We start from the raw sequence: 18,032 nt of genomic DNA, 5'->3' as shown, positions 1-18,032 counted from the left end.
TTTAGATTAACTGCTATGTTTTTCTCTAGAAGTAAAATTCGTTTTTTATAGGTGATTGGTTTTGATTAAGAACGACTATAATCCAGATATCGATGCTCTGAGGGCTCTATCTGTTATATTGGTTTTTTTATTCCATTTGGATGGGGTTATTCCGGGAGGATATGTCGGGGTTGATGTTTTTTTCGTAATTTCTGGTTTTTTAATTACTAAGATTTTAGTAGGCGCTAGAATCGATGACAAAGGCGTTGATGGAGTTCGGTTTTTTAAGTCTAGGGTTAAGAGACTATTCCCTGCGCAACTAGTTCTCTACACATCAGTTGTTTTTATTGGTTGGGTTTTAGTCGATCCTAAAACTTATGTTGATGTTTCTAAATCGGTGATTTGGTCTGCATCTTCTCTATCGAATATATATTATTTAATGAATTCAGGCTACTTTGATGAGTCATCAATAAATAATCCACTTTTACACACTTGGTGGCTAAGCTTAGAGCAACAATTTTACATCGTCATCTTTCTGGTGATTTTTTTATTAAATAAAACCAAATATCTAATCCATTTTTTGTGGCTAAGTTTTTTTGCTTCGCTATTTGTGTCTATTTATATCAGTGCAGGAAACAAAGATGCAGCTTATTATCTTCTTTTCTCGCGTTGGCATGAATTCCTGATAGGTTCATTTGTGTATTATGTATCACTTCGAGAGCATCAAGTATTTCTCGTCGCGTAATTGTTGGTTCTTCGGGTCTAGGGCTAATTCTTCTCAGTGCTTTTTTATTTGATAGTGGAATGGTGTTTCCTGGGTATTTTGCCCTTATTCCGACGATTGGAGCTGCTATTCTAATGCTTCACATCCTTAATAAATATAATAACTACTTTGATCGGAATAGTTGGTTGGTTAAAGTTGGGAGGTGCTCTTACTCTATTTATTTAGTTCACTGGCCTGTTATTGTTCTCTATCGATATTATGTATTTAGAGAGATAAATTATATCGACATGATAGTGATTATTTTAATTACTCTTGCTGTTTCTTATCTGTTATATACTTTTGTCGAAAAACAGTTTAGATACTCTATAGAACGCAGAGCAACTATTTGGATTTCATTACTTGCTATGATTTCAGCTGTGAGTTTCGTCATTTATACCGATGGTCGAGCCTTGAGGCCGTTTGAAGATAGAGCAATAGACTCAGCCCAATTTCACCAAAATGCTTATGGTGGTAATGGAAGTTTACAAGGAACTTATGAAATTGGAGATAAAAATCAAAATGTCTCTTATGCGCTGCTGGGGGACAGTTACTCTAGACAATATGTGAGTGCTATAGAAGAAAATATTCATGGTAAGGCAATTGTGTCGTTGGCGGATGGATGCTTTTTCTCAGATTTATACACCTCTTTTGTTTCTGGAAAACCAAGACAAGCTTGTTTTGACCGATTGAATGACTTACGAGAAAGATTAAAGGAGGCGCCCGATATACCCGTTTTTATAGGTATAAACTGGGGAGGCTACTCTACATTAGTGGTTGATGAAAATGGTAACAGAAAGGGCTTTGAAGATGGTAGCTATAATGACTTTATATTAGACAGTATACTGAAGCTCCAATCTGTATTAGATACGAATATATACGTACTGGGGGCACCGCCAGGTTTAATTTCCGGAGACCAAAGCTTACGTAATTGCGTAGAGCGACCGAGTATAATGTCACATGCCTGTAAGGGTAGACTTTCATCTGATATATCTGTCGCTAACTCGCGTAACCTCATGCTACGAGTTGAGGAGATGGTTAACAAAAACGATCGGATGACATTTGTAGATATGACTAAGCCTTTTTGTGATAATGGAACATGTGAGCCTCTAACTCATGGAGAATTCATATACTCTGATGCGCATCACCTTTCAAAGGCTGGCGCGAAAATTGCTGTTTCATATTACAAAGAATTGTTTGAATAGGTCGTTTGGGAATAGAATGAAAATTGTTCAGTTAATCACACGTTCAGATACTGTTGGTGGAGCGCAAGTTCACGTACAGTTGTTATGCCAGCAGTTTCTAAATGATGGTTGTAATGTACACGTACTAGCAGGAGGAGATGGTCTTTTTCATGACTTACTTAAAAAACATGGTATTTCATCTTCATCAGTGAGAGATCTTAAAAGAAATTTTAGTATTATCTCTGATCTAAAGGCTATTCAGGAAATTAGGAGTGTCTTGAAAAAGACGCGTCCAGAAGTCTTTGCCATTCATTCTGCAAAGTCTGGTTTGTTAGGGCGTTTAGCCGCTTTTAATCTTGGCATAAAAGTTGTTTATACAGCACATGGCTGGTCTCATATAAAAAACTCATCTTGGTTTACAGGAATGATTTACAAGCTATTGGACAGGATTTTATCTGTGATTACGAGTGATATAATATGTGTCAGTCAAGCGGACTTGGACTACGCACATAATGTGGTTAAGATTAGCCCCCAAAAAACGCATTTGGTTTATAACGGTTGTGATTCTCTCACTCAGTTCGCTAAAGTGCGCCCAGAGTCAAGTGATGAGTTTAGGTTGATTTGCGTTACCCGCTTTCAAGCCCCTAAGGATAACTTAGCTTTGATCAAGGCGTTGGATGAAGTAAATACCCAGTCCAAGACGAGAAAAGCATATGTCGACTTTTATGGAGGTGGTGAGAACATTGATGAAGCGAAAGAGCTTGTTGAGACTTTGGGGTTAAACAAATTTGTCGCATTTAAAGGTTTCAGTAGCAATGTGACTGAGCTCTACGGTAACTATGACTGCTTTATATTATCATCACTTTCTGAGGGGTTGCCTATGTCTATTATTGAAGCTATGGCCAGTAAACTCCCTATTATTGCCTCTGACGTCGGCGGAATAAATGAACTGGTATTGAATTACAAAAATGGTGTGATGTTTGAGGCGAAAAATATCGCACAACTTGCTGAAGCAATTTATTATATGATGAGTCTTAGCAAAGAACAATTAAATGCTTTTAGACAGAACTCATTAGAGAGTTATAACGATAAATTTACTGTTTTAGAAATGTATCTAAATACAAAGAAAATTTATAATGCGAGAGTAAAATGTTAGTCATCACTGGCTCATCCGGATTCATCGGTAAGAAATTGGTTGAATCACTATCAGGTAGAGAAACTCTTCTCTTACTTAGAGGTAATGCTTCTAAGTTTAGTCGGAATAGTTTGTATACTAATTCACCTAATGAGTTATTAGGTCATTACGACCGCTTCTCAAGCGATGCAGTCATCATACACCTTGCAGGTTTGGCTCATGTTAAAGGGACTTCTGAAAAGGCTTTCGAACAAGCAAATGTTCAGTACCCTATAGAGTTGTTTAAGGTCGCAGAGAAGCTCAACGTTAAAAGATTCGTGTTTGTTAGTTCGATTGGTGTCAATGGAGATTCTACCCGTATAGGGAGTGTTTTTACCCCAAACTCTCTCCTGAAGCCTCGCAGCGAGTACGCTAAGTCAAAACATCGTGCAGAATTACAACTTAGAGAGCTTTCAAGGAATAGTCATGTTGAGTTAGTCATTGTTAGGCCTCCCTTAGTATATGGCTCAAATGCTCCGGGTAATTTTGGCTTATTAACCGAATTTATTTCTAAATTTGGTATTACACCATTTGGATTGGCTGATAATAGAAGAAGCTTTGTCTCAGTTGATAACTTGTGTAGTTTGCTAGAAATATGCGCAGATCACCCAAGAGCTCCAGGGAAAGTATTTCTTGCTTCGGATAATGAGACTGTCTCTATCAAGGAATTTACACACGCAATAGCAAAAGGGCAAGGAAAGAGGATGCTTCACTTACCAATTCCAATTACTTTAATTAGATTGTTTGGTAAGCTCGTAGGTAAATCAGCATTAGTTGATCAGCTATTTAGTAATTTAGAAGTTGATTCATCTCATATTAAAGAAACACTTGGTTGGACTCCGCCCTTGACCATGAAACAAGCAATGAATTCATTGCGTAACGTGAGTAAATAAATGATCCGATTGTTAGATATTTTAGCTGCTTTATTGGGTTTATTGTTCCTATGGCCTATTTTAATTACAGTTGTCATTATTGGATTGTTCGATACAGGTTCACCAATCTTTGTACAAGAACGTGTAGGCCGTAATAAAAAGGCATTTAAGCTGATAAAGTTCCGCACTATGTCAGTTGAGACTAAATCAGTAGCAAGCCATCTAGCTAATAATGCGTCGATTACCAAACTTGGCAATTTTTTACGCAAGACTAAAATTGATGAGCTTCCTCAGTTAATTAATGTACTGAAAGGTGAAATGAGCCTTGTTGGCCCACGCCCTAACCTGTTTAATCAAGACGAGTTGATCAAAGCGCGAGATGCTTTAGGTGTTTATAATGTTCTCCCAGGCATAACCGGCTTAGCTCAAGTTCAAAATATTGATATGTCTACGCCTGAACTACTTGCTAAAACCGATAAACAAATGATCGACACCTTGACTCTGAAAGATTATTTTAAGTACATCCTGATGACGGTAACAGGCAGTGGTAGTGGGGATGCTGTGAGGTAGCTGACCTTACTGAGTTTGATTAAAGACAAATTCTTCTAACGCCAGTACAATACTGGCGTTAGTTTTATTAAGAGAATAATAATGGCTAGGCTTAATTTTTTTTGGAATTTATCTCGTTTCAATAAACGACTGATTAGCATATGTATTGATGCATTTTTCATTATAACTGCTTTTTATGCAGCCTATTGGACTCGAGTAGGCCATATCAAACCGCTAGATGATGTTTCAACAAAGTATGTATTACTTGGAACATTGCTGATAACAATTTTAGCTTATACAAGACTTGGTTTATACCGCGCAATTTTACGCTACCTGACATTCCATGCCTTAGCTGTGGTTAGCATAGGCACTGCAATTTCAGCTGCAACAGTATCTGTTTTGGCTTTTTATCTTGATGCATCAGTTCCTCGTTCGGTGCCGATAATTTATGGGGCATTCCTTTGCCTACTCAGCGGAGGTTCCAGACTTATTATCAGAGTTCTAGTCGCTGAAATTGGCAACAAGGGAAAGAAAAATGTTTTGATTTATGGCGCTGGTGCGGCTGGAAGACAACTGGCTCTAGCTTTAAAATCATCGGAAACTCATAAGGTTATCGGGTTTATTGATGAAGATAAAACCCTAGAAAATACCATTATCATGGGCCTTAAGGTTAAAGATATTAGCCGAGCAGATAGCCTGGTAGAAAAACATAACGTTAAACAAATATTACTTGCTGTACCTAGTGCTTCAAGGGCTCGGCGCAAAGAAATCTTGGATGCTCTAGTTCATCTTTCAGCTGAAGTTCTCACCGTCCCTGATATGAAGGATATCGTTGAAGGCAAAGCCCAAATTGATGAGTTAAAAGATGTCGCTATTGAAGATTTGCTAGGGCGAGATTCTGTAGCTCCTCAACAGGCGTTAATGGAAGCCAACATTAAAGACAAGACGGTTATGGTCACCGGCGCTGGTGGCTCGATTGGCTCTGAATTATGTCGTCAAATTTTACGTAACCAGCCTAAAGCACTCGTCCTTTTTGAGCTTTCTGAATTTGGTTTGTATCAAATTGAACGTGAACTTTCGCTGTTTATAGAGGCTGAAGGGTTATACGTTGAAATTATTCCGTTACTGGGTTCTGTGCAAAGAATTAATCGCTTAGCGACGGTTATGAGTAGCTTCAACGTGCAGACTGTATATCATGCCGCTGCATACAAGCATGTTCCTTTAGTTGAATATAACGTGGTTGAAGGTGTGCGTAACAATGTCTTTGGTACTTACTACACGGCGAAAGCAGCGATTGAAGCGGGTGTCGAATCCTTCGTTTTAATCTCTACCGATAAAGCGGTTCGACCAACCAATGTGATGGGAACAACGAAACGTGTTGCTGAACTGGGTTTACAGGCTTTGGCTGAGCAAGAAAACGCTAAGCAAGAGGGTACTCGTTTTTGTATGGTTCGCTTTGGTAATGTTTTGGGTTCCTCTGGCTCAGTCATCCCTCTGTTTAAACGCCAAATTGAAAAAGGTGGGCCAGTCACGGTGACTCACCCGGATATTATTCGCTACTTTATGACCATCCCAGAAGCGGCTCAGCTAGTCATTCAAGCTGGTGCTATGGGGAAAGGGGGCGATGTGTTTGTTTTAGATATGGGAGAGCCGGTTAAAATTACCGATCTAGCTAAAAATCTTATCCAACTCTCCGGTCTTGAAGTTAAAAGCGAAGAGAACCCATACGGTGATATAGCCATAGAGTTCTCTGGCCTTCGACCGGGCGAAAAGCTATTCGAAGAGCTTTTAATCGGCGATAGTGTTGGAAAAACGGCTCATGAACGCATCATGACAGCTAATGAACGTTTCTTATCTCTTGATGAATACACTCAGTTGATTGACGCCCTTGACTCAGCGTGCCACGACTTTGATCACAACAAGATTCGCCAGCTATTACTTGATGCACCAACAGACTTCAACCCAACAGATGGTATAGGTGACTTGGTGTGGAAAGCTCAAAACTGTGAGCTAGAAGATGAAGTCATCCACTAGCTGTTTTTCATTAAACGTTTTTCATTAAATAGTTACTAGATACCAAAGGCTCCTACGAAAGGAGCCTTTTTGTTTTTTAAACTTTGGATGCTTTAGTCATTACAATATCTGCTTCAAAACCCGATCCGCTTTAACGCGCATAATCTTGCGAATCAGTTTTTGAACAGGATCTGGGTAGTGCTCTATCTTTTCAAGTTGGCGATAAGCACAAATCATTTCGGTGTGTTGTAAGATGTTCTCTACTTCCAACTCAAATTTTTCAGTGAGGTGATTATAGTGGTCTTGAATGAGAATCGCGTTTTCAAGATCGAGATTCCAGGCTCTTGGGTTGAGGTTGTTACCGGTAAGTAGCATGTAACGCTTATCGACCCAAATCCCTTTTAGATGGAAGCTGTTGCTGTCGTGCTTCCATAAGTTAATAGAAAGCTGTCGGCTCGCAATATGCGCTTCATTAGCTTTAGCAAAGCGGCGAAGGTTCATTTCATACAGATAAGGCAGCCCACCAATGGTTTTGAACGCCTCTTCTGGTGAAATGTAGAAATCATTTGCGGTTTTATCACCCACCACAATCGTTACTTTTACACCGCGTTTTATCGCTTTTTTAACTTCTTTTGCCACGCTGCGTGGAAAGTTGAAGTAAGGCGTGCAGATGAATATTTCATCTTTGGCGGCAGCCAATAATTGGTTGATGCTATTGTTTAGCCTATTACGACGCTTCCCCACACCCACTAACGGGGTAATGGCAATCTGTTCATTACTGACAGGTTGGTGTTCAAATTCATATTTGGCTTGGGCGAGTAACGCACGCAACTGACGAATTTCAACTTTAATATCTTTGGTTGCTGGTTTTTCATCACTAGCAAGATTGTTGACTGCTGGGTGGTCGATGAGAGATTCGCGTATAAAGCGCACCATGCTGTCAGCCAGTGCTGGTTGCTTCAATACATGGTAGCGGTCAAATCGGTAACGATCTTGATAATGCAGGTAGATGTTATTTAAGCTTGCGCCGCTATAAATCACTTTATCATCAATAATAAATCCTTTTAAATGCAAAACCCCAAACACTTCTCGGCCACGAACAGGAACGCCATACACAGGAATCTTATGTTCATATTGTTCAGCAAAAGATTGGTACATGGCTGCATTGGTTTCAGAAGGGGCAGCGCCAATTAACCCACGCTGTGCTCGGTGCCAATCGACACACACATTGATTTCTAGATCCGGGTTTTTCTGCTTGGCTTTATACAGCTCAGTTAAGATCTCACGACCGGCTTCATCATCCTCTAAATAAAGAGCAACAAGGTAAATCCGTTTACTTGCCTCTTGAATCGCTTTTACTACGCGAGCTCTAAACGCTTGCGCTGAATACAGAACGCCAAAATTTTCAGGCTCTAGTGCAAGGGTTGGCAGTCGATTGAATGGATTCCTATTGACCATCATGTTGGATGTATCACCTTAATCGTTAACAAGTTGAGGTATGCCCTCTTAAATATAGAGCATCATAAACTGGGCGAAAAAATGCAAAAAACTGCAAGAGACGAATATTACCAAACTTAATCTATCGTTGACCAGTAAAGGCGCATAGTTGCTTAATTATCAACCTGAAACTGCATAGGAATGAGACTTCGGCCACTATTCACATACCGTTGGTAAAGATTTTTAAGGCAATTGGGCATCTCATCTAGGGCAACAACTTCAAATTGATGATCGCGGTAAAAGCCCTCTAGGTGGTCGTATGCAAAACAAAAGTCATTACCAGTCAGCTCATTGTCTTGGCAATAGTTGAGTAGAGCATGGCCGACACCTTGTTCGCGCTGCTCCGGGATCACAAGCATCCCAGTGAGTAGGCGGTATTGCTCTATCGTGCGAAATCGAACCATCGCAATGATAGCGCAGCGGTTTGAGGCCGTAATAATGTGTTCATCTTTTTTGGCTTTACCTGAAGGGTAGTGAACCTTATAGAGCTTATTGACCAGGGGGACTTTAATTGCCGGGAGAACCGCGATTGTCAGCTCACTCATTATGACCTTCCTCTTATCTAATCGTACCGTTGTCATGTAGAATAGTGGCAGTTTAAGTTACTCGATGAAGCCCATGCAATCTCTATCTAACGCCAATCTTGGTTCTTACCATACTTTCGCCATTGAGCAATATTGTGATCACCTCGTTGAAGTGAGTACGCAACAGCAACTATTGGATGTCTATCAATCAACCGAGTGGCGTGCCTTACCGAAGCTAATGTTAGGTAAAGGCAGCAATATGTTGTTTACCGAGCGTTATAAAGGTGTGGTGGTGGTCAGTCGGTTGATGGGCATCGAAGTTCGTGAATCAGAGTCTGCGTATCATTTGCATGTTAACGGTGGGGAAGATTGGCCAGCGCTGGTTAAGTGGTGTGTCGAACAAGGTTATGATGGATTAGAAAACCTCGCGTTGATCCCTGGCTGTTCGGGCTCTGCACCGATTCAAAATATCGGAGCCTATGGCGTGGAGTTTAAAGATATCTGTGAATATGTGGACATATTGTGCCTGGAAAGCCATCAAATAAAGCGCCTCAGTGCCAAAGAGTGTTTGTTCGGCTACCGTGATTCCATCTTTAAACATCAGTGGTATAAAAAGGCGGTGGTTATCGCCGTTGGGCTAAAGCTTGTCAAAAACTGGCAGCCTAATATCGGTTATGGCCCACTAAAGGGCTTTGATAAAGCCACGGTTACTGCCAAGCAAATCTTTGAGCGTGTCAGTCAGGTTCGATTGGAAAAGCTCCCAAACCCGGAAGAGGTTGGAAATGCAGGCAGTTTTTTCAAAAACCCAATCGTGACTCAATCGCACTTTGAATCTCTACAGGAACGCTTTCCAGAGATAGTCGCTTATCCTGCCGCAGATGAACAAGGCAACCCAGCGATGAAAGTCGCAGCAGGGTGGTTGATCGATCAATGTGGGTTGAAAGGAGCCATGGTTGGTGGCGCTCAAGTGCATCCGAATCAGGCTTTGGTGATTGTGAATGCCAATAACGCCACCGCTGATGATGTGGTGCTACTCGCAGCAAAAGTGCGTCAGGCTGTCTTTGAGCGATACAATATTGAACTAGAACATGAAGTGCGTTTTATGGATGCGACTGGCGAAACGAACTTAAAAGCAATTTTACAGCGTAAAGGTTTACTGGAGACGCAGGAATGAAAGAGCATCGAGTAAAATTGGCGATATTGCAGACTTTGTCTCAAGGCGGCTTTCATTCGGGCCAAGAGCTTGGAGAGCAGTTGGGTATTTCACGAGCGGCTATCAGTAAACATATTAAAGGCATTCAAGCGTGGGGTGTCGATGTCTTTAGTGTACAAGGGAAAGGCTACCAACTGTCGAAACCGATGCAGTTACTCGATGAAGCGCTACTTAAGTCTCAAGTGACAACGCCTTTAGAGTTGGTTCCGATTATCGATTCAACCAATCAGTACTTACTTGACCGAGTGGATCAATTGGAATCAGGCTCGGTATGTATCGCTGAATATCAAGCCAAAGGACGAGGTCGTCGTGGCCGAGAATGGGTCTCGCCATTTGGCAGTAATCTCTATCTCTCTATTTATTGGCGATTAGATGCTGGTATGGCTGCGGCAATGGGGCTGAGCCTGGTTGTTGGTGTTGCTATTGTTGAAGCACTGGAAAAAATCGGCATTGATGGCGTCAAACTCAAATGGCCGAACGATCTCTACTTTGAGGACAAAAAACTGGCGGGTATTTTGGTTGAGATGTCTGGTCAAGCAGGCGCAGCGGCGAACCTTGTGATTGGCATGGGTATCAACCTGAATATGGCGAATGACAGCCAAAACATAAATCAGAACGTCACCCAAAAGATCACTCAGCCGTGGGTCAGCTTATCTGAAGTGTGTGATGCTCAACCTCATCCTCAAACTTTTGATCGAAATGATTTGGCGGTGACTTTAGTCAATACCTTGCAAAGTACATTAAACGATTATGAGTTGTATGGAATGACAGGGTTCGTTGAACGCTGGAACCGCTTAGACAACTATTTAGGTCGTAAGGTGAAGCTGGTTATGGGCTCACGTGAAATTGAAGGTATATCGAAAGGTATCGACGCCCAAGGGGCTGTGCTGCTTGAAACCGATCAGGGCGTTGAGCGCTTCATTGGTGGTGAAATTTCATTACGCAATAATGAAACACCGTAAAATATTAGTGGCGTGGATTTAGCGCCACTGCTCTTCTTTTGGTCTGAACGGAATAATCTGAGCGCTGTTTTCTTGTTTTGGCACATTGCCATCCAAGACATCTTGGAAGCGATGCATCTGCTGTGATAGCTCTTTCATTAACAACACATTAGCGTGAGTCGGATTCTTGCAGCGATCAACCACTCGATCAATGTGACTCTGCTGAGCCCAAAGGCGATCTTGCATTTCGCTGGAAGCGGAAAGAATCATCTCTTCACACATCTCTTTTTTAAATTGCACAAACGCATCTGGGTTGTGTTTGGCTAAGTCGACCAACTCATCAAAAGGTGGCAGAGTCTGATTTAAATGTGAGGCATTCATGTCTGTTTCCTCTATCACAGCGTTGATGAATTTATCAACACTACCTTAAGCGTAACCAATCAAATAGATTAAAGTTTGAACTAACGTCTTTATTCTCATTTATGAGACGGTGATTTTTGTTCCATTAATAGAATTGATATGCATCTAGATATTGATTATTTCGATGAATTCAAGCAGTAAAATAGAAATAAACATGAGCAAGGCTCTAATTTTGTTAAGGATATCTTTACCCCCTAATTAACATGCTGTATTCATGTCTGGCTAATTACCTAATTACCTAATTACCTAATTGGTGCTGGTGGAGTGAACTTCATTCCAAAATGGTTGCTGGAAACTTACCTTCGTGGCTCAGTGATCTTCATAACCTCGACATAACTATTAAGCATGAATATTCTTATCTGCGATGATTCCGCGCTCGCCCGAAAAATGCTGGCGCGAAGTATCGAGTTATTACCGAATCAAAATTTGCTGTTCGCTCAACATGGACGCCAAGCATTAGAGCTTTTGCACCAATACGCTATTGATGTGCTATTTCTAGATCTTACCATGCCCGAAATGGATGGCTACCAAGTACTAAAAGCCATTCCCAAGCATATTTCCACCAAAGTTGTCGTTGTCTCGGGGGATGTTCAACCCCAGGCGGTAAGTCGATGTATGGATTTAGGCGCGTATCTCTTTATTCAAAAACCGTTTTCCAGTAGCTATGCGGCAGAGGTGTTTACTCGTTTAGGTTTGGTGTTCAAAAGTAACGGGCCCAGAGTTGACGACATCTCCCCGCAGGTGAAATTTAAAGAGATCGCCAATATAGCGCTTGGGCAAGGTGCTGCCACCTTAGCCAAAGTGCTGGGTGAATTTATTCATCTGCCTGTACCAACCGTCAGTAAAATTGAAAAAGCGGAACTGGATATGATGCTGCGTGATGCTTTGTATCGAGATGAAGTCGCGGCGGTTACTCAGCGTTTTGTGGGAAGTGGGATGCATGGTGAGGCGTTGATATGCCTTCATGGTGATGGGATTGGGCACATCGGCGAGCGCTTGGGGTTCACCAGTGATGATAACTCTTACAATGAAGTCGTGCTGAATGTGGCTAACCTATTTGTGTCTTCATTTATGACTTCTCTCTGTGAACAAATGGACGTCAGTGTTTCATTACGTCAACCGGTGGTGGTGGATACACGCGTATATGCAAAACCGAGTTGTATTGGCGATGATACCTTAGCACTTGAATTTATTTATCGAGATGATCAAGCGTTTGAATGTGAGGTGCTGTTTATGTTTGATCAGTCCTCAGAGAAGGTGATTAACTGTATTATGGAGTCCATATGAGCCATGAAACCAATTTAAATGTGGTTGAAGAGCTGCATTGGTATACCCAAGTTATCGACACGATGGATGTAGGGATTTTTGTTCTTGATCTTGAATTTAAAGTCGTGGCTTGGAATCGTTTCATGCAGTCGTACAGCGGAATATCGTCAGCCAAAATTTTACAAAAGCCGCTGTTCAGTGTGTGTAAAGATCTTCCAGAAGCCTGGATGGAAGCTAAGTTCAACGCCACCATCTCTTTGGGGACACAAGGTTTTTCTTCCTGGGAAGATCGCGCCTATATCTTCGAATTTAATAATTTTTCACCTGCTTCTCGTGGGTTAGAGCAGATGCATCAGAATATGGTCATCACACCATTGAGCTCTTTATCCGGTCAGGTTTCTCACCTATGCGTGATGATCAGTGACGTTTCCGATACTGCGCAAAGCAAAATGCTTTTGCATGAATCCAATCGCAAGCTCGAACATAAGAGCCGCATTGATGGGTTAACGGGCCTACTCAATCGAGCGTGTTGGGAAGATTCGTTAATCGAAGAATACAATCGCCTCAAAATCGACGATGATCGTGTGTCGACTCTCATCATGTTTGATATCGATTTCTTTAAGCGGGTGAATGATAACTACGGGCACAGCATTGGTGATGAAGTGATTCGTCATACCGCTCAACTTGCACAGAAAACCTCAAGAGGCAGTGATTTTGTTGGACGCTATGGGGGAGAAGAATTTGCCGTCTTGCTGCCTAATACCTGTCATGAACAAGCGTTGTATTTTGCAGAACGGCTACGTAAGAGAATTGAAGAAAGCCAAATCGGTTCGCCACAAGGGACTATTAATTACACCATTAGCCTCGGGGTGTGTGAGTTTAACCGCAGTGCTATTGATTCAGCCACCGGTTGGATTGAAGCCGCCGATACCGCGTTATACAAATCCAAAGAAAACGGTCGCAATATGACCACGGTTCATTCCGTCCCCGCTTAATGCTATGCGTGAATAGAAAGGTAAGAGGTAAGAGGTAAGAGGTAAGAGGCCAGAAATAAGAAGTAAGAGTTAGAGCATCAGAGTTTGCGGTGGCAGAGCCAGTTTTCGCAGAGTTGGATTTCATTGCGTAGGCCTTCACTGAGCTCGCCTCTATTGGAGGAGTCTTTACAGAGTTAGCCTTCACTGATGTGATAAGCGCAGCGTCGCTGACCTTGCACAATGTGTTCAATGCGTTGAACCTGGTGATCCTTACCAAGTAGCGCTTGAAACACGTTTAATTCAGAGCGACAAAGTACCGTATTTCGTGTCGCCGCTTTACAGATTGGACAATGATTTTCAATAAGCAAGTAGCCATCATCGAGTTTTTCAAATTCAGCCATGTAACCTTCATTACTGCGCTGCTCAACAATAATCGCCAGTTTTTGTTCCAGTGACTGAGAAGTATTAATGAGCTTTTGATAAGACACTAGGGTCTGATTTTCTCTGTCTTGAGCTATTTTCTCTAAGCCTTCAAGACCAAAAACGCGCTCAACAGAATCGATCATTTGAACCGACAGTTCTCCATGGCTATCAGCAAAATGCGCATGGCCTTTGTTGGTCAGTGACCAATGTCTCGTTGGTCTGCCAACTTTGACTTTGAGGTCTTGGTAGCTCAACAACCCATCGTCTTCTAACAACTGTAAGTGCTGGCGAGCGCCCATTGTGGTCATAGCCAAATCAAGGGCTAACTGCTTTGCGGTGATCTCACCGTTTTTCTTGATCGCTTGCAGTATTTTTTCGCTACTTTTCATGTTTTCCTCATTCGCTTTGTTTAATTATGTCGTAACGATTTAATAAAGCAAAGAATTTACTATTTAGATTGATCCTATGAATCTACCCCCCAACACAGTAATCAGGTTGTTTTGCAGGTTTGGTCACAAAAAAATGTCCTTCCCCCCTTGGGATTATTGGGAATGCCCCCACATCTCTTTCAACCGCTGCAACACCTTTGAAAACATTAGGTGTCAGCATTTCTCAAACCTCATGGAAATTTTTAGGAGAGACGACCGATGAACATTCGTCCATTACACGACAGAGTTATCGTAGAACGCCAAGAAGCTGAATCAAAGTCAGCGGGTGGTATCGTACTAACAGGTTCAGCGGCTGAAAAATCAACTCGCGGTATCGTTGTTGCTGTGGGTAAAGGCCGCATCCTAGAAAACGGTACTGTCCAAGCATTGGATGTAAAAGTTGGCGATACCGTAATTTTTGCAGAAGGCTACGGTACTAAGACTGAGAAAATCGATGGCAAAGAAGTTTTGATCATGTCTGAAAATGACATCATGGCGATTGTCGAAGCATAAGCACTCGTTGAGTAATTGACTTTTCTCTTCAATATTTACTTTCGAGTAAAAATCGAATCAAAAATTTAAAGGAAATAAAGATGGCTGCTAAAGACGTAAAATTTGGTAATGACGCACGTATCAAGATGCTAGAAGGTGTAAACGTTCTGGCTGACGCTGTAAAAGTAACGCTAGGTCCTAAAGGCCGTAACGTTGTTCTAGATAAATCATTTGGTGCTCCAACGATCACTAAAGATGGTGTTTCTGTAGCCCGTGAAATTGAATTGGAAGATAAATTCCAAAATATGGGCGCACAAATGGTGAAAGAAGTCGCCTCTCAAGCGAATGATGCTGCAGGTGACGGAACAACAACAGCAACAGTACTGGCTCAAGCGATCATCTCTGAAGGCCTAAAAGCCGTTGCAGCTGGCATGAACCCAATGGATCTTAAACGCGGTATCGACAAAGCAGTTATCGCAGCAGTAGAAGAGCTAAAAGCGCTGTCTGTTCCATGTGCAGATACTAAAGCGATCGCACAAGTGGGGACTATCTCTGCAAACTCTGACTCAACGGTCGGTAACCTAATTGCTGAAGCCATGGATAAAGTGGGCCGTGATGGCGTAATCACGGTTGAAGAAGGTCAGGCTCTACAAGACGAGCTAGACGTAGTCGAAGGGATGCAGTTCGACCGCGGATACCTATCTCCTTACTTCATCAACAACCAAGAAGCAGGTTCTGTTGATCTAGAAAGCCCATTCATTCTTCTTATCGACAAGAAAGTGTCGAACATTCGTGAACTTCTTCCGACTCTAGAAGCCGTGGCTAAAGCGTCTCGTCCACTTCTGATCATCGCTGAAGATGTAGAAGGCGAAGCACTGGCAACGCTTGTTGTGAACAACATGCGTGGCATCGTGAAAGTGGCAGCAGTGAAAGCACCTGGTTTCGGTGACCGTCGTAAGTCTATGCTGCAAGATATCGCTATCCTAACTGGTGGTACGGTAATCTCTGAAGAGATCGGTCTAGACCTTGAAAAAGTAACACTAGAAGACCTAGGTCAAGCGAAGCGCGTAACCATCACTAAAGAAAACTCAACCATCATCGATGGTGCGGGTGAAGAAGCGATGATTCAAGGTCGTGTTGCTCAAGTTCGTCAACAAATCGAAGAAGCAACCTCAGACTACGACAAAGAAAAACTTCAAGAGCGTGTGGCTAAACTGGCTGGCGGCGTAGCGGTTATCAAGGTTGGCGCAGCAACTGAAGTGGAAATGAAAGAGAAAAAAGACCGCGTAGAAGATGCACTTCACGCAACTCGCGCAGCAGTTGAAGAAGGTGTGGTTGCAGGTGGTGGTGTTGCACTTATCCGCGCAGCATCAAAAGTGGCTGGCCTTGAAGGCGACAACGAAGAGCAAAACGTCGGTATCCGAGTGGCACTTCGCGCAATGGAAGCACCAATTCGCCAAATCACAATGAACGCGGGTGATGAAGAGTCAGTGGTTGCGAACAATGTACGTGCTGGCGAAGGTAACTACGGTTACAACGCGGCGACGGGTGAGTACGGTGATATGATCGAAATGGGTATCCTAGATCCTACAAAAGTGACTCGTTCTGCACTTCAGTTCGCAGCATCGGTTGCAGGTCTTATGATCACAACAGAAGCGATGATCACTGATAAGCCACAAGATTCTGGTCCAGCTATGCCTGATATGGGTGGCATGGGCGGTATGGGTGGTATGCCGGGCATGATGTAATTTGTGTTTATCTTGTTGCTGTAAAGCTTGATAGCGGCGTCGAAAGTACTCATTTACTAGCGTAAACTCCGTGCTTTCTTCTTGCTCTAAAACGTTACAGCTTAAAGATAATTAAACAAATATCAGATAGAGAACCGAGGCTTTTTAGTCTCGGTTTTTTTGTGTCTGAAAAATGAGTTGATGCTTATTTAATACGGTAATTCGACATGGGTGCTGGCGTGTGACTGGATAATAGTGATGATATTTTGCACTATATGGGGGAGGGAAAAAGAAAGTACTGAAAGGCCATCGCCTGACAATGAGAGTGGCTGACATGATCACAACAATAAAAAGTGACAACAATAAAAAATTACAATCATAAAAACAGGGATACGTTATGCACATTGAAAAGCTTCGCTACCATAGCGATGCCGCTTCGTTAAGTATTGATGATTGGGCGCTCACACCAAACCAGCATTGGGGTATATTCGCTGCCCACAGTCACAGTGCTTCGTTGGTGGCAAAGATCCTTAGTGGTGATTTAGTTCCAGACAGTGGCGAGATTAAGAACCTCCCGCAGCGTATTTCATGCGTCTCATTGGAAATGCAGCAGCAATTGCTCGAAGATGAAATTGCCAAAGACGAAACAGACTTTCAAGACAGCTTAGATTATGGAACGTCCGTTGAGCAGTTGCTTATCGATGTGGGTTGTGAGGCCAAACAGCTTGAAACGATGTTGGAAAAAACCGATTTGATGCGATTACGCCAGAGACAATTTAGACAGCTTTCAACGGGAGAAACGCGCCGAGTCATGCTCGCCAGAGCGTTGGTTCAGAATCCACAATTGTTGATTCTCGATGAGCCATACACCGGGTTAGACACCGAACACCGCGCCGCTCTGACAGAATTACTCAATCAGTGTTCCAGCCAAATGCAGTTAGTGATCATTACCTCTCGGGAGGATGAATTACCGAAGTGTATTACCCATGTCGCTCTGTTTGATCATCAACGTTTAACACAAACCATGACCGAAAAAGAGTGGTCTTCCCATCCGATTCGGCAACAAATTCAAGCACTATCAAAGCAAAAAAGTGACGTGTTACTTGGGATGATGGTTGAAAAAATACCCAATAAAAAAACGAGTGAACCGCTGGTGTCCATGAATAATGTCAAAGTGGAATACCTAGATGGCGTTATCTTCAAAGACGTCACTTGGCAGATGCACTCTGGGGAGCATTGGCAAATACGCGGTCCCAATGGTTGTGGAAAAAGCACCTTGCTAGGTCTGATTCTCGGTGATCATCCTCAATGCTATTGCAATGATATTCATGTACTGGGCATGAAGCGCGGCAGTGGTGAGAGTATCTGGGATATAAAACGCCAGATAGGCATTGTTTCATCCGCATTGCATCTGCAATATCGAGTTGGGTGCCAAGCGTTGGATGTGTTGTTGTCGGGTTTCTATGATTCTATCGGGCTTTACGATCAACCGAGTAAAAAGCAAATTGAAGCGGCGCATCAGTGGTTAGATGTCTTGGAAATGCGTGAATTTGCTAAGACCAGTTTTCGCAGTCTCGACTAGATCGGAAGAGCGGT

At 42.4% G+C, this 18,032-nt stretch carries 17 protein-coding genes; 13 read left to right on the top strand and 4 right to left on the bottom strand.

Translation table 11 applies throughout. The features are described 5' to 3' along the window. The first annotated feature begins 61 nt into the window (after positions 1-61). The 6 genes from ACP45E_RS09705 to ACP45E_RS09680 all read left to right on the top strand — a co-directional run bounded on the left by ACP45E_RS09705 (position 62) and on the right by ACP45E_RS09680 (position 6,552). A complete protein-coding gene (locus ACP45E_RS09705; protein ID WP_017038319.1) occupies positions 62-724 on the top strand; it encodes an acyltransferase family protein in 663 nt (220 codons plus the stop codon). Continuing rightward, complete coding sequence (locus tag ACP45E_RS09700) at positions 658-1,944, top strand: SGNH hydrolase domain-containing protein (RefSeq protein ID WP_141707274.1); 1,287 nt, start codon at positions 658-660, stop codon at positions 1,942-1,944. The genes ACP45E_RS09705 and ACP45E_RS09700 overlap by 67 nt, the downstream gene beginning before the upstream one ends. Positions 1,945-1,960: 16 nt before the next feature. Then, positions 1,961-3,079, top strand: coding sequence for a glycosyltransferase family 4 protein (locus tag ACP45E_RS09695; RefSeq protein WP_069584939.1), 1,119 nt, complete (start codon positions 1,961-1,963; stop codon positions 3,077-3,079). Beyond that, the gene (locus ACP45E_RS09690) at positions 3,073-3,990 is read left to right on the top strand and encodes an NAD-dependent epimerase/dehydratase family protein (protein WP_017038316.1); all 918 of its coding nucleotides are present in this window, start codon (positions 3,073-3,075) and stop codon (positions 3,988-3,990) included. Before ACP45E_RS09695 ends, ACP45E_RS09690 begins: the two co-directional genes overlap by 7 nt. Next, on the top strand, positions 3,991-4,539 hold the full coding sequence (locus tag ACP45E_RS09685; protein WP_017038315.1) for a sugar transferase: 549 nt from the start codon (positions 3,991-3,993) through the stop codon (positions 4,537-4,539). 81 nt (positions 4,540-4,620) lie between these two features. Further along, on the top strand, positions 4,621-6,552 hold the full coding sequence (locus tag ACP45E_RS09680) for a polysaccharide biosynthesis protein (protein ID WP_017038314.1): 1,932 nt from the start codon (positions 4,621-4,623) through the stop codon (positions 6,550-6,552). Positions 6,553-6,651: 99 nt separating this feature from the next. Here ACP45E_RS09680 and pssA read toward each other — a convergent pair whose 3' ends face one another. Then, positions 6,652-7,992: a CDP-diacylglycerol--serine O-phosphatidyltransferase gene (gene pssA / locus ACP45E_RS09675; protein WP_017038313.1), complete on the bottom strand. Its 1,341-nt coding sequence runs from the start codon at positions 7,990-7,992 to the stop codon at positions 6,652-6,654. A gap of 149 nt (positions 7,993-8,141) precedes the next feature. After that, positions 8,142-8,573: a GNAT family N-acetyltransferase gene (locus ACP45E_RS09670; protein ID WP_017038312.1), complete on the bottom strand. Its 432-nt coding sequence runs from the start codon at positions 8,571-8,573 to the stop codon at positions 8,142-8,144. A gap of 64 nt (positions 8,574-8,637) precedes the next feature. Between ACP45E_RS09670 and murB the strand changes: the two genes are divergently transcribed. Both murB and birA read left to right on the top strand, forming a co-directional pair. Beyond that, positions 8,638-9,726, top strand: a complete 1,089-nt coding sequence (murB, locus tag ACP45E_RS09665) for a UDP-N-acetylmuramate dehydrogenase (RefSeq protein WP_017038311.1) — start codon at positions 8,638-8,640, stop codon at positions 9,724-9,726. Further along, complete coding sequence (birA, locus tag ACP45E_RS09660) at positions 9,723-10,727, top strand: bifunctional biotin--[acetyl-CoA-carboxylase] ligase/biotin operon repressor BirA (RefSeq protein WP_017036815.1); 1,005 nt, start codon at positions 9,723-9,725, stop codon at positions 10,725-10,727. Before murB ends, birA begins: the two co-directional genes overlap by 4 nt. A gap of 18 nt (positions 10,728-10,745) precedes the next feature. On the opposite strand, the gene ACP45E_RS09655 is transcribed toward birA, so the two are convergent. Then, a complete protein-coding gene (locus ACP45E_RS09655) occupies positions 10,746-11,087 on the bottom strand; it encodes a DUF3135 domain-containing protein (RefSeq protein WP_017036814.1) in 342 nt (113 codons plus the stop codon). A gap of 384 nt (positions 11,088-11,471) precedes the next feature. Here ACP45E_RS09655 and ACP45E_RS09650 point away from each other — a divergent pair, with 384 nt between their 5' ends. Both ACP45E_RS09650 and ACP45E_RS09645 read left to right on the top strand, forming a co-directional pair. Further along, entirely contained in the window at positions 11,472-12,413 is a 942-nt protein-coding gene (locus tag ACP45E_RS09650; RefSeq protein ID WP_017036813.1) for a response regulator, read from the top strand. Continuing rightward, positions 12,410-13,387, top strand: coding sequence for a sensor domain-containing diguanylate cyclase (locus ACP45E_RS09645; RefSeq protein ID WP_017036812.1), 978 nt, complete (start codon positions 12,410-12,412; stop codon positions 13,385-13,387). Before ACP45E_RS09650 ends, ACP45E_RS09645 begins: the two co-directional genes overlap by 4 nt. A 173-nt stretch (positions 13,388-13,560) precedes the next feature. Here the strand turns inward: ACP45E_RS09645 and ACP45E_RS09640 are convergent, their stop codons facing one another. After that, positions 13,561-14,178 carry a helix-turn-helix transcriptional regulator gene (locus ACP45E_RS09640; protein WP_017036811.1) on the bottom strand — a complete coding sequence of 206 codons (618 nt, stop codon included), beginning with the start codon at positions 14,176-14,178 and terminating at the stop codon, positions 13,561-13,563. 258 nt (positions 14,179-14,436) lie between these two features. On the opposite strand from ACP45E_RS09640, the gene ACP45E_RS09635 reads away from it, so the two are divergent. The 3 genes from ACP45E_RS09635 (at position 14,437) to ACP45E_RS09625 (ending at position 18,018) form a co-directional block, all read left to right on the top strand. Further along, complete coding sequence (locus tag ACP45E_RS09635) at positions 14,437-14,730, top strand: co-chaperone GroES (protein ID WP_017036809.1); 294 nt, start codon at positions 14,437-14,439, stop codon at positions 14,728-14,730. 80 nt (positions 14,731-14,810) lie between these two features. Further along, on the top strand, positions 14,811-16,457 hold the full coding sequence (gene groL, locus ACP45E_RS09630) for a chaperonin GroEL (RefSeq protein ID WP_017038310.1): 1,647 nt from the start codon (positions 14,811-14,813) through the stop codon (positions 16,455-16,457). A gap of 376 nt (positions 16,458-16,833) precedes the next feature. Further along, positions 16,834-18,018 (top strand): ATP-binding cassette domain-containing protein, encoded by a 1,185-nt coding sequence (locus ACP45E_RS09625; protein ID WP_241824294.1) that lies wholly within the window; start codon positions 16,834-16,836, stop codon positions 18,016-18,018. Positions 18,019-18,032: the final 14 nt, after the last annotated feature.

It is taken from the genome of Vibrio genomosp. F10 str. 9ZD137 (assembly GCF_049974785.1).
Classification (GTDB): domain Bacteria; phylum Pseudomonadota; class Gammaproteobacteria; order Enterobacterales; family Vibrionaceae; genus Vibrio.
Note: the sequence above shows the minus strand (reverse complement) of the source record. Positions and strands in the feature narration are given on the sequence as shown.

Excerpts from the sequence above, each read along its gene's own strand:
- ACP45E_RS09690 (WP_017038316.1), top strand. The coding sequence starts at position 3,073 with ATGTTAGTCATCACTGGCTCATCCGGATTCATCGGTAAGAAATTGGTT.
- ACP45E_RS09635 (WP_017036809.1), top strand. The coding sequence starts at position 14,437 with ATGAACATTCGTCCATTACACGACAGAGTTATCGTAGAACGCCAAGAA.
- ACP45E_RS09680 (WP_017038314.1), top strand. The coding sequence starts at position 4,621 with ATGGCTAGGCTTAATTTTTTTTGGAATTTATCTCGTTTCAATAAACGA.
- ACP45E_RS09685 (WP_017038315.1), top strand. The coding sequence starts at position 3,991 with ATGATCCGATTGTTAGATATTTTAGCTGCTTTATTGGGTTTATTGTTC.
- groL (WP_017038310.1), top strand. The coding sequence starts at position 14,811 with ATGGCTGCTAAAGACGTAAAATTTGGTAATGACGCACGTATCAAGATG.
- ACP45E_RS09695 (WP_069584939.1), top strand. The coding sequence starts at position 1,961 with ATGAAAATTGTTCAGTTAATCACACGTTCAGATACTGTTGGTGGAGCG.
- ACP45E_RS09655 (WP_017036814.1), bottom strand. The coding sequence starts at position 11,087 with ATGAATGCCTCACATTTAAATCAGACTCTGCCACCTTTTGATGAGTTG.
- ACP45E_RS09670 (WP_017038312.1), bottom strand. The coding sequence starts at position 8,573 with ATGAGTGAGCTGACAATCGCGGTTCTCCCGGCAATTAAAGTCCCCCTG.
- ACP45E_RS09650 (WP_017036813.1), top strand. The coding sequence starts at position 11,472 with ATGAATATTCTTATCTGCGATGATTCCGCGCTCGCCCGAAAAATGCTG.
- birA (WP_017036815.1), top strand. The coding sequence starts at position 9,723 with ATGAAAGAGCATCGAGTAAAATTGGCGATATTGCAGACTTTGTCTCAA.
- ACP45E_RS09645 (WP_017036812.1), top strand. The coding sequence starts at position 12,410 with ATGAGCCATGAAACCAATTTAAATGTGGTTGAAGAGCTGCATTGGTAT.
- ACP45E_RS09640 (WP_017036811.1), bottom strand. The coding sequence starts at position 14,178 with ATGAAAAGTAGCGAAAAAATACTGCAAGCGATCAAGAAAAACGGTGAG.
- pssA (WP_017038313.1), bottom strand. The coding sequence starts at position 7,992 with ATGATGGTCAATAGGAATCCATTCAATCGACTGCCAACCCTTGCACTA.
- murB (WP_017038311.1), top strand. The coding sequence starts at position 8,638 with ATGAAGCCCATGCAATCTCTATCTAACGCCAATCTTGGTTCTTACCAT.
- ACP45E_RS09625 (WP_241824294.1), top strand. The coding sequence starts at position 16,834 with ATGCACATTGAAAAGCTTCGCTACCATAGCGATGCCGCTTCGTTAAGT.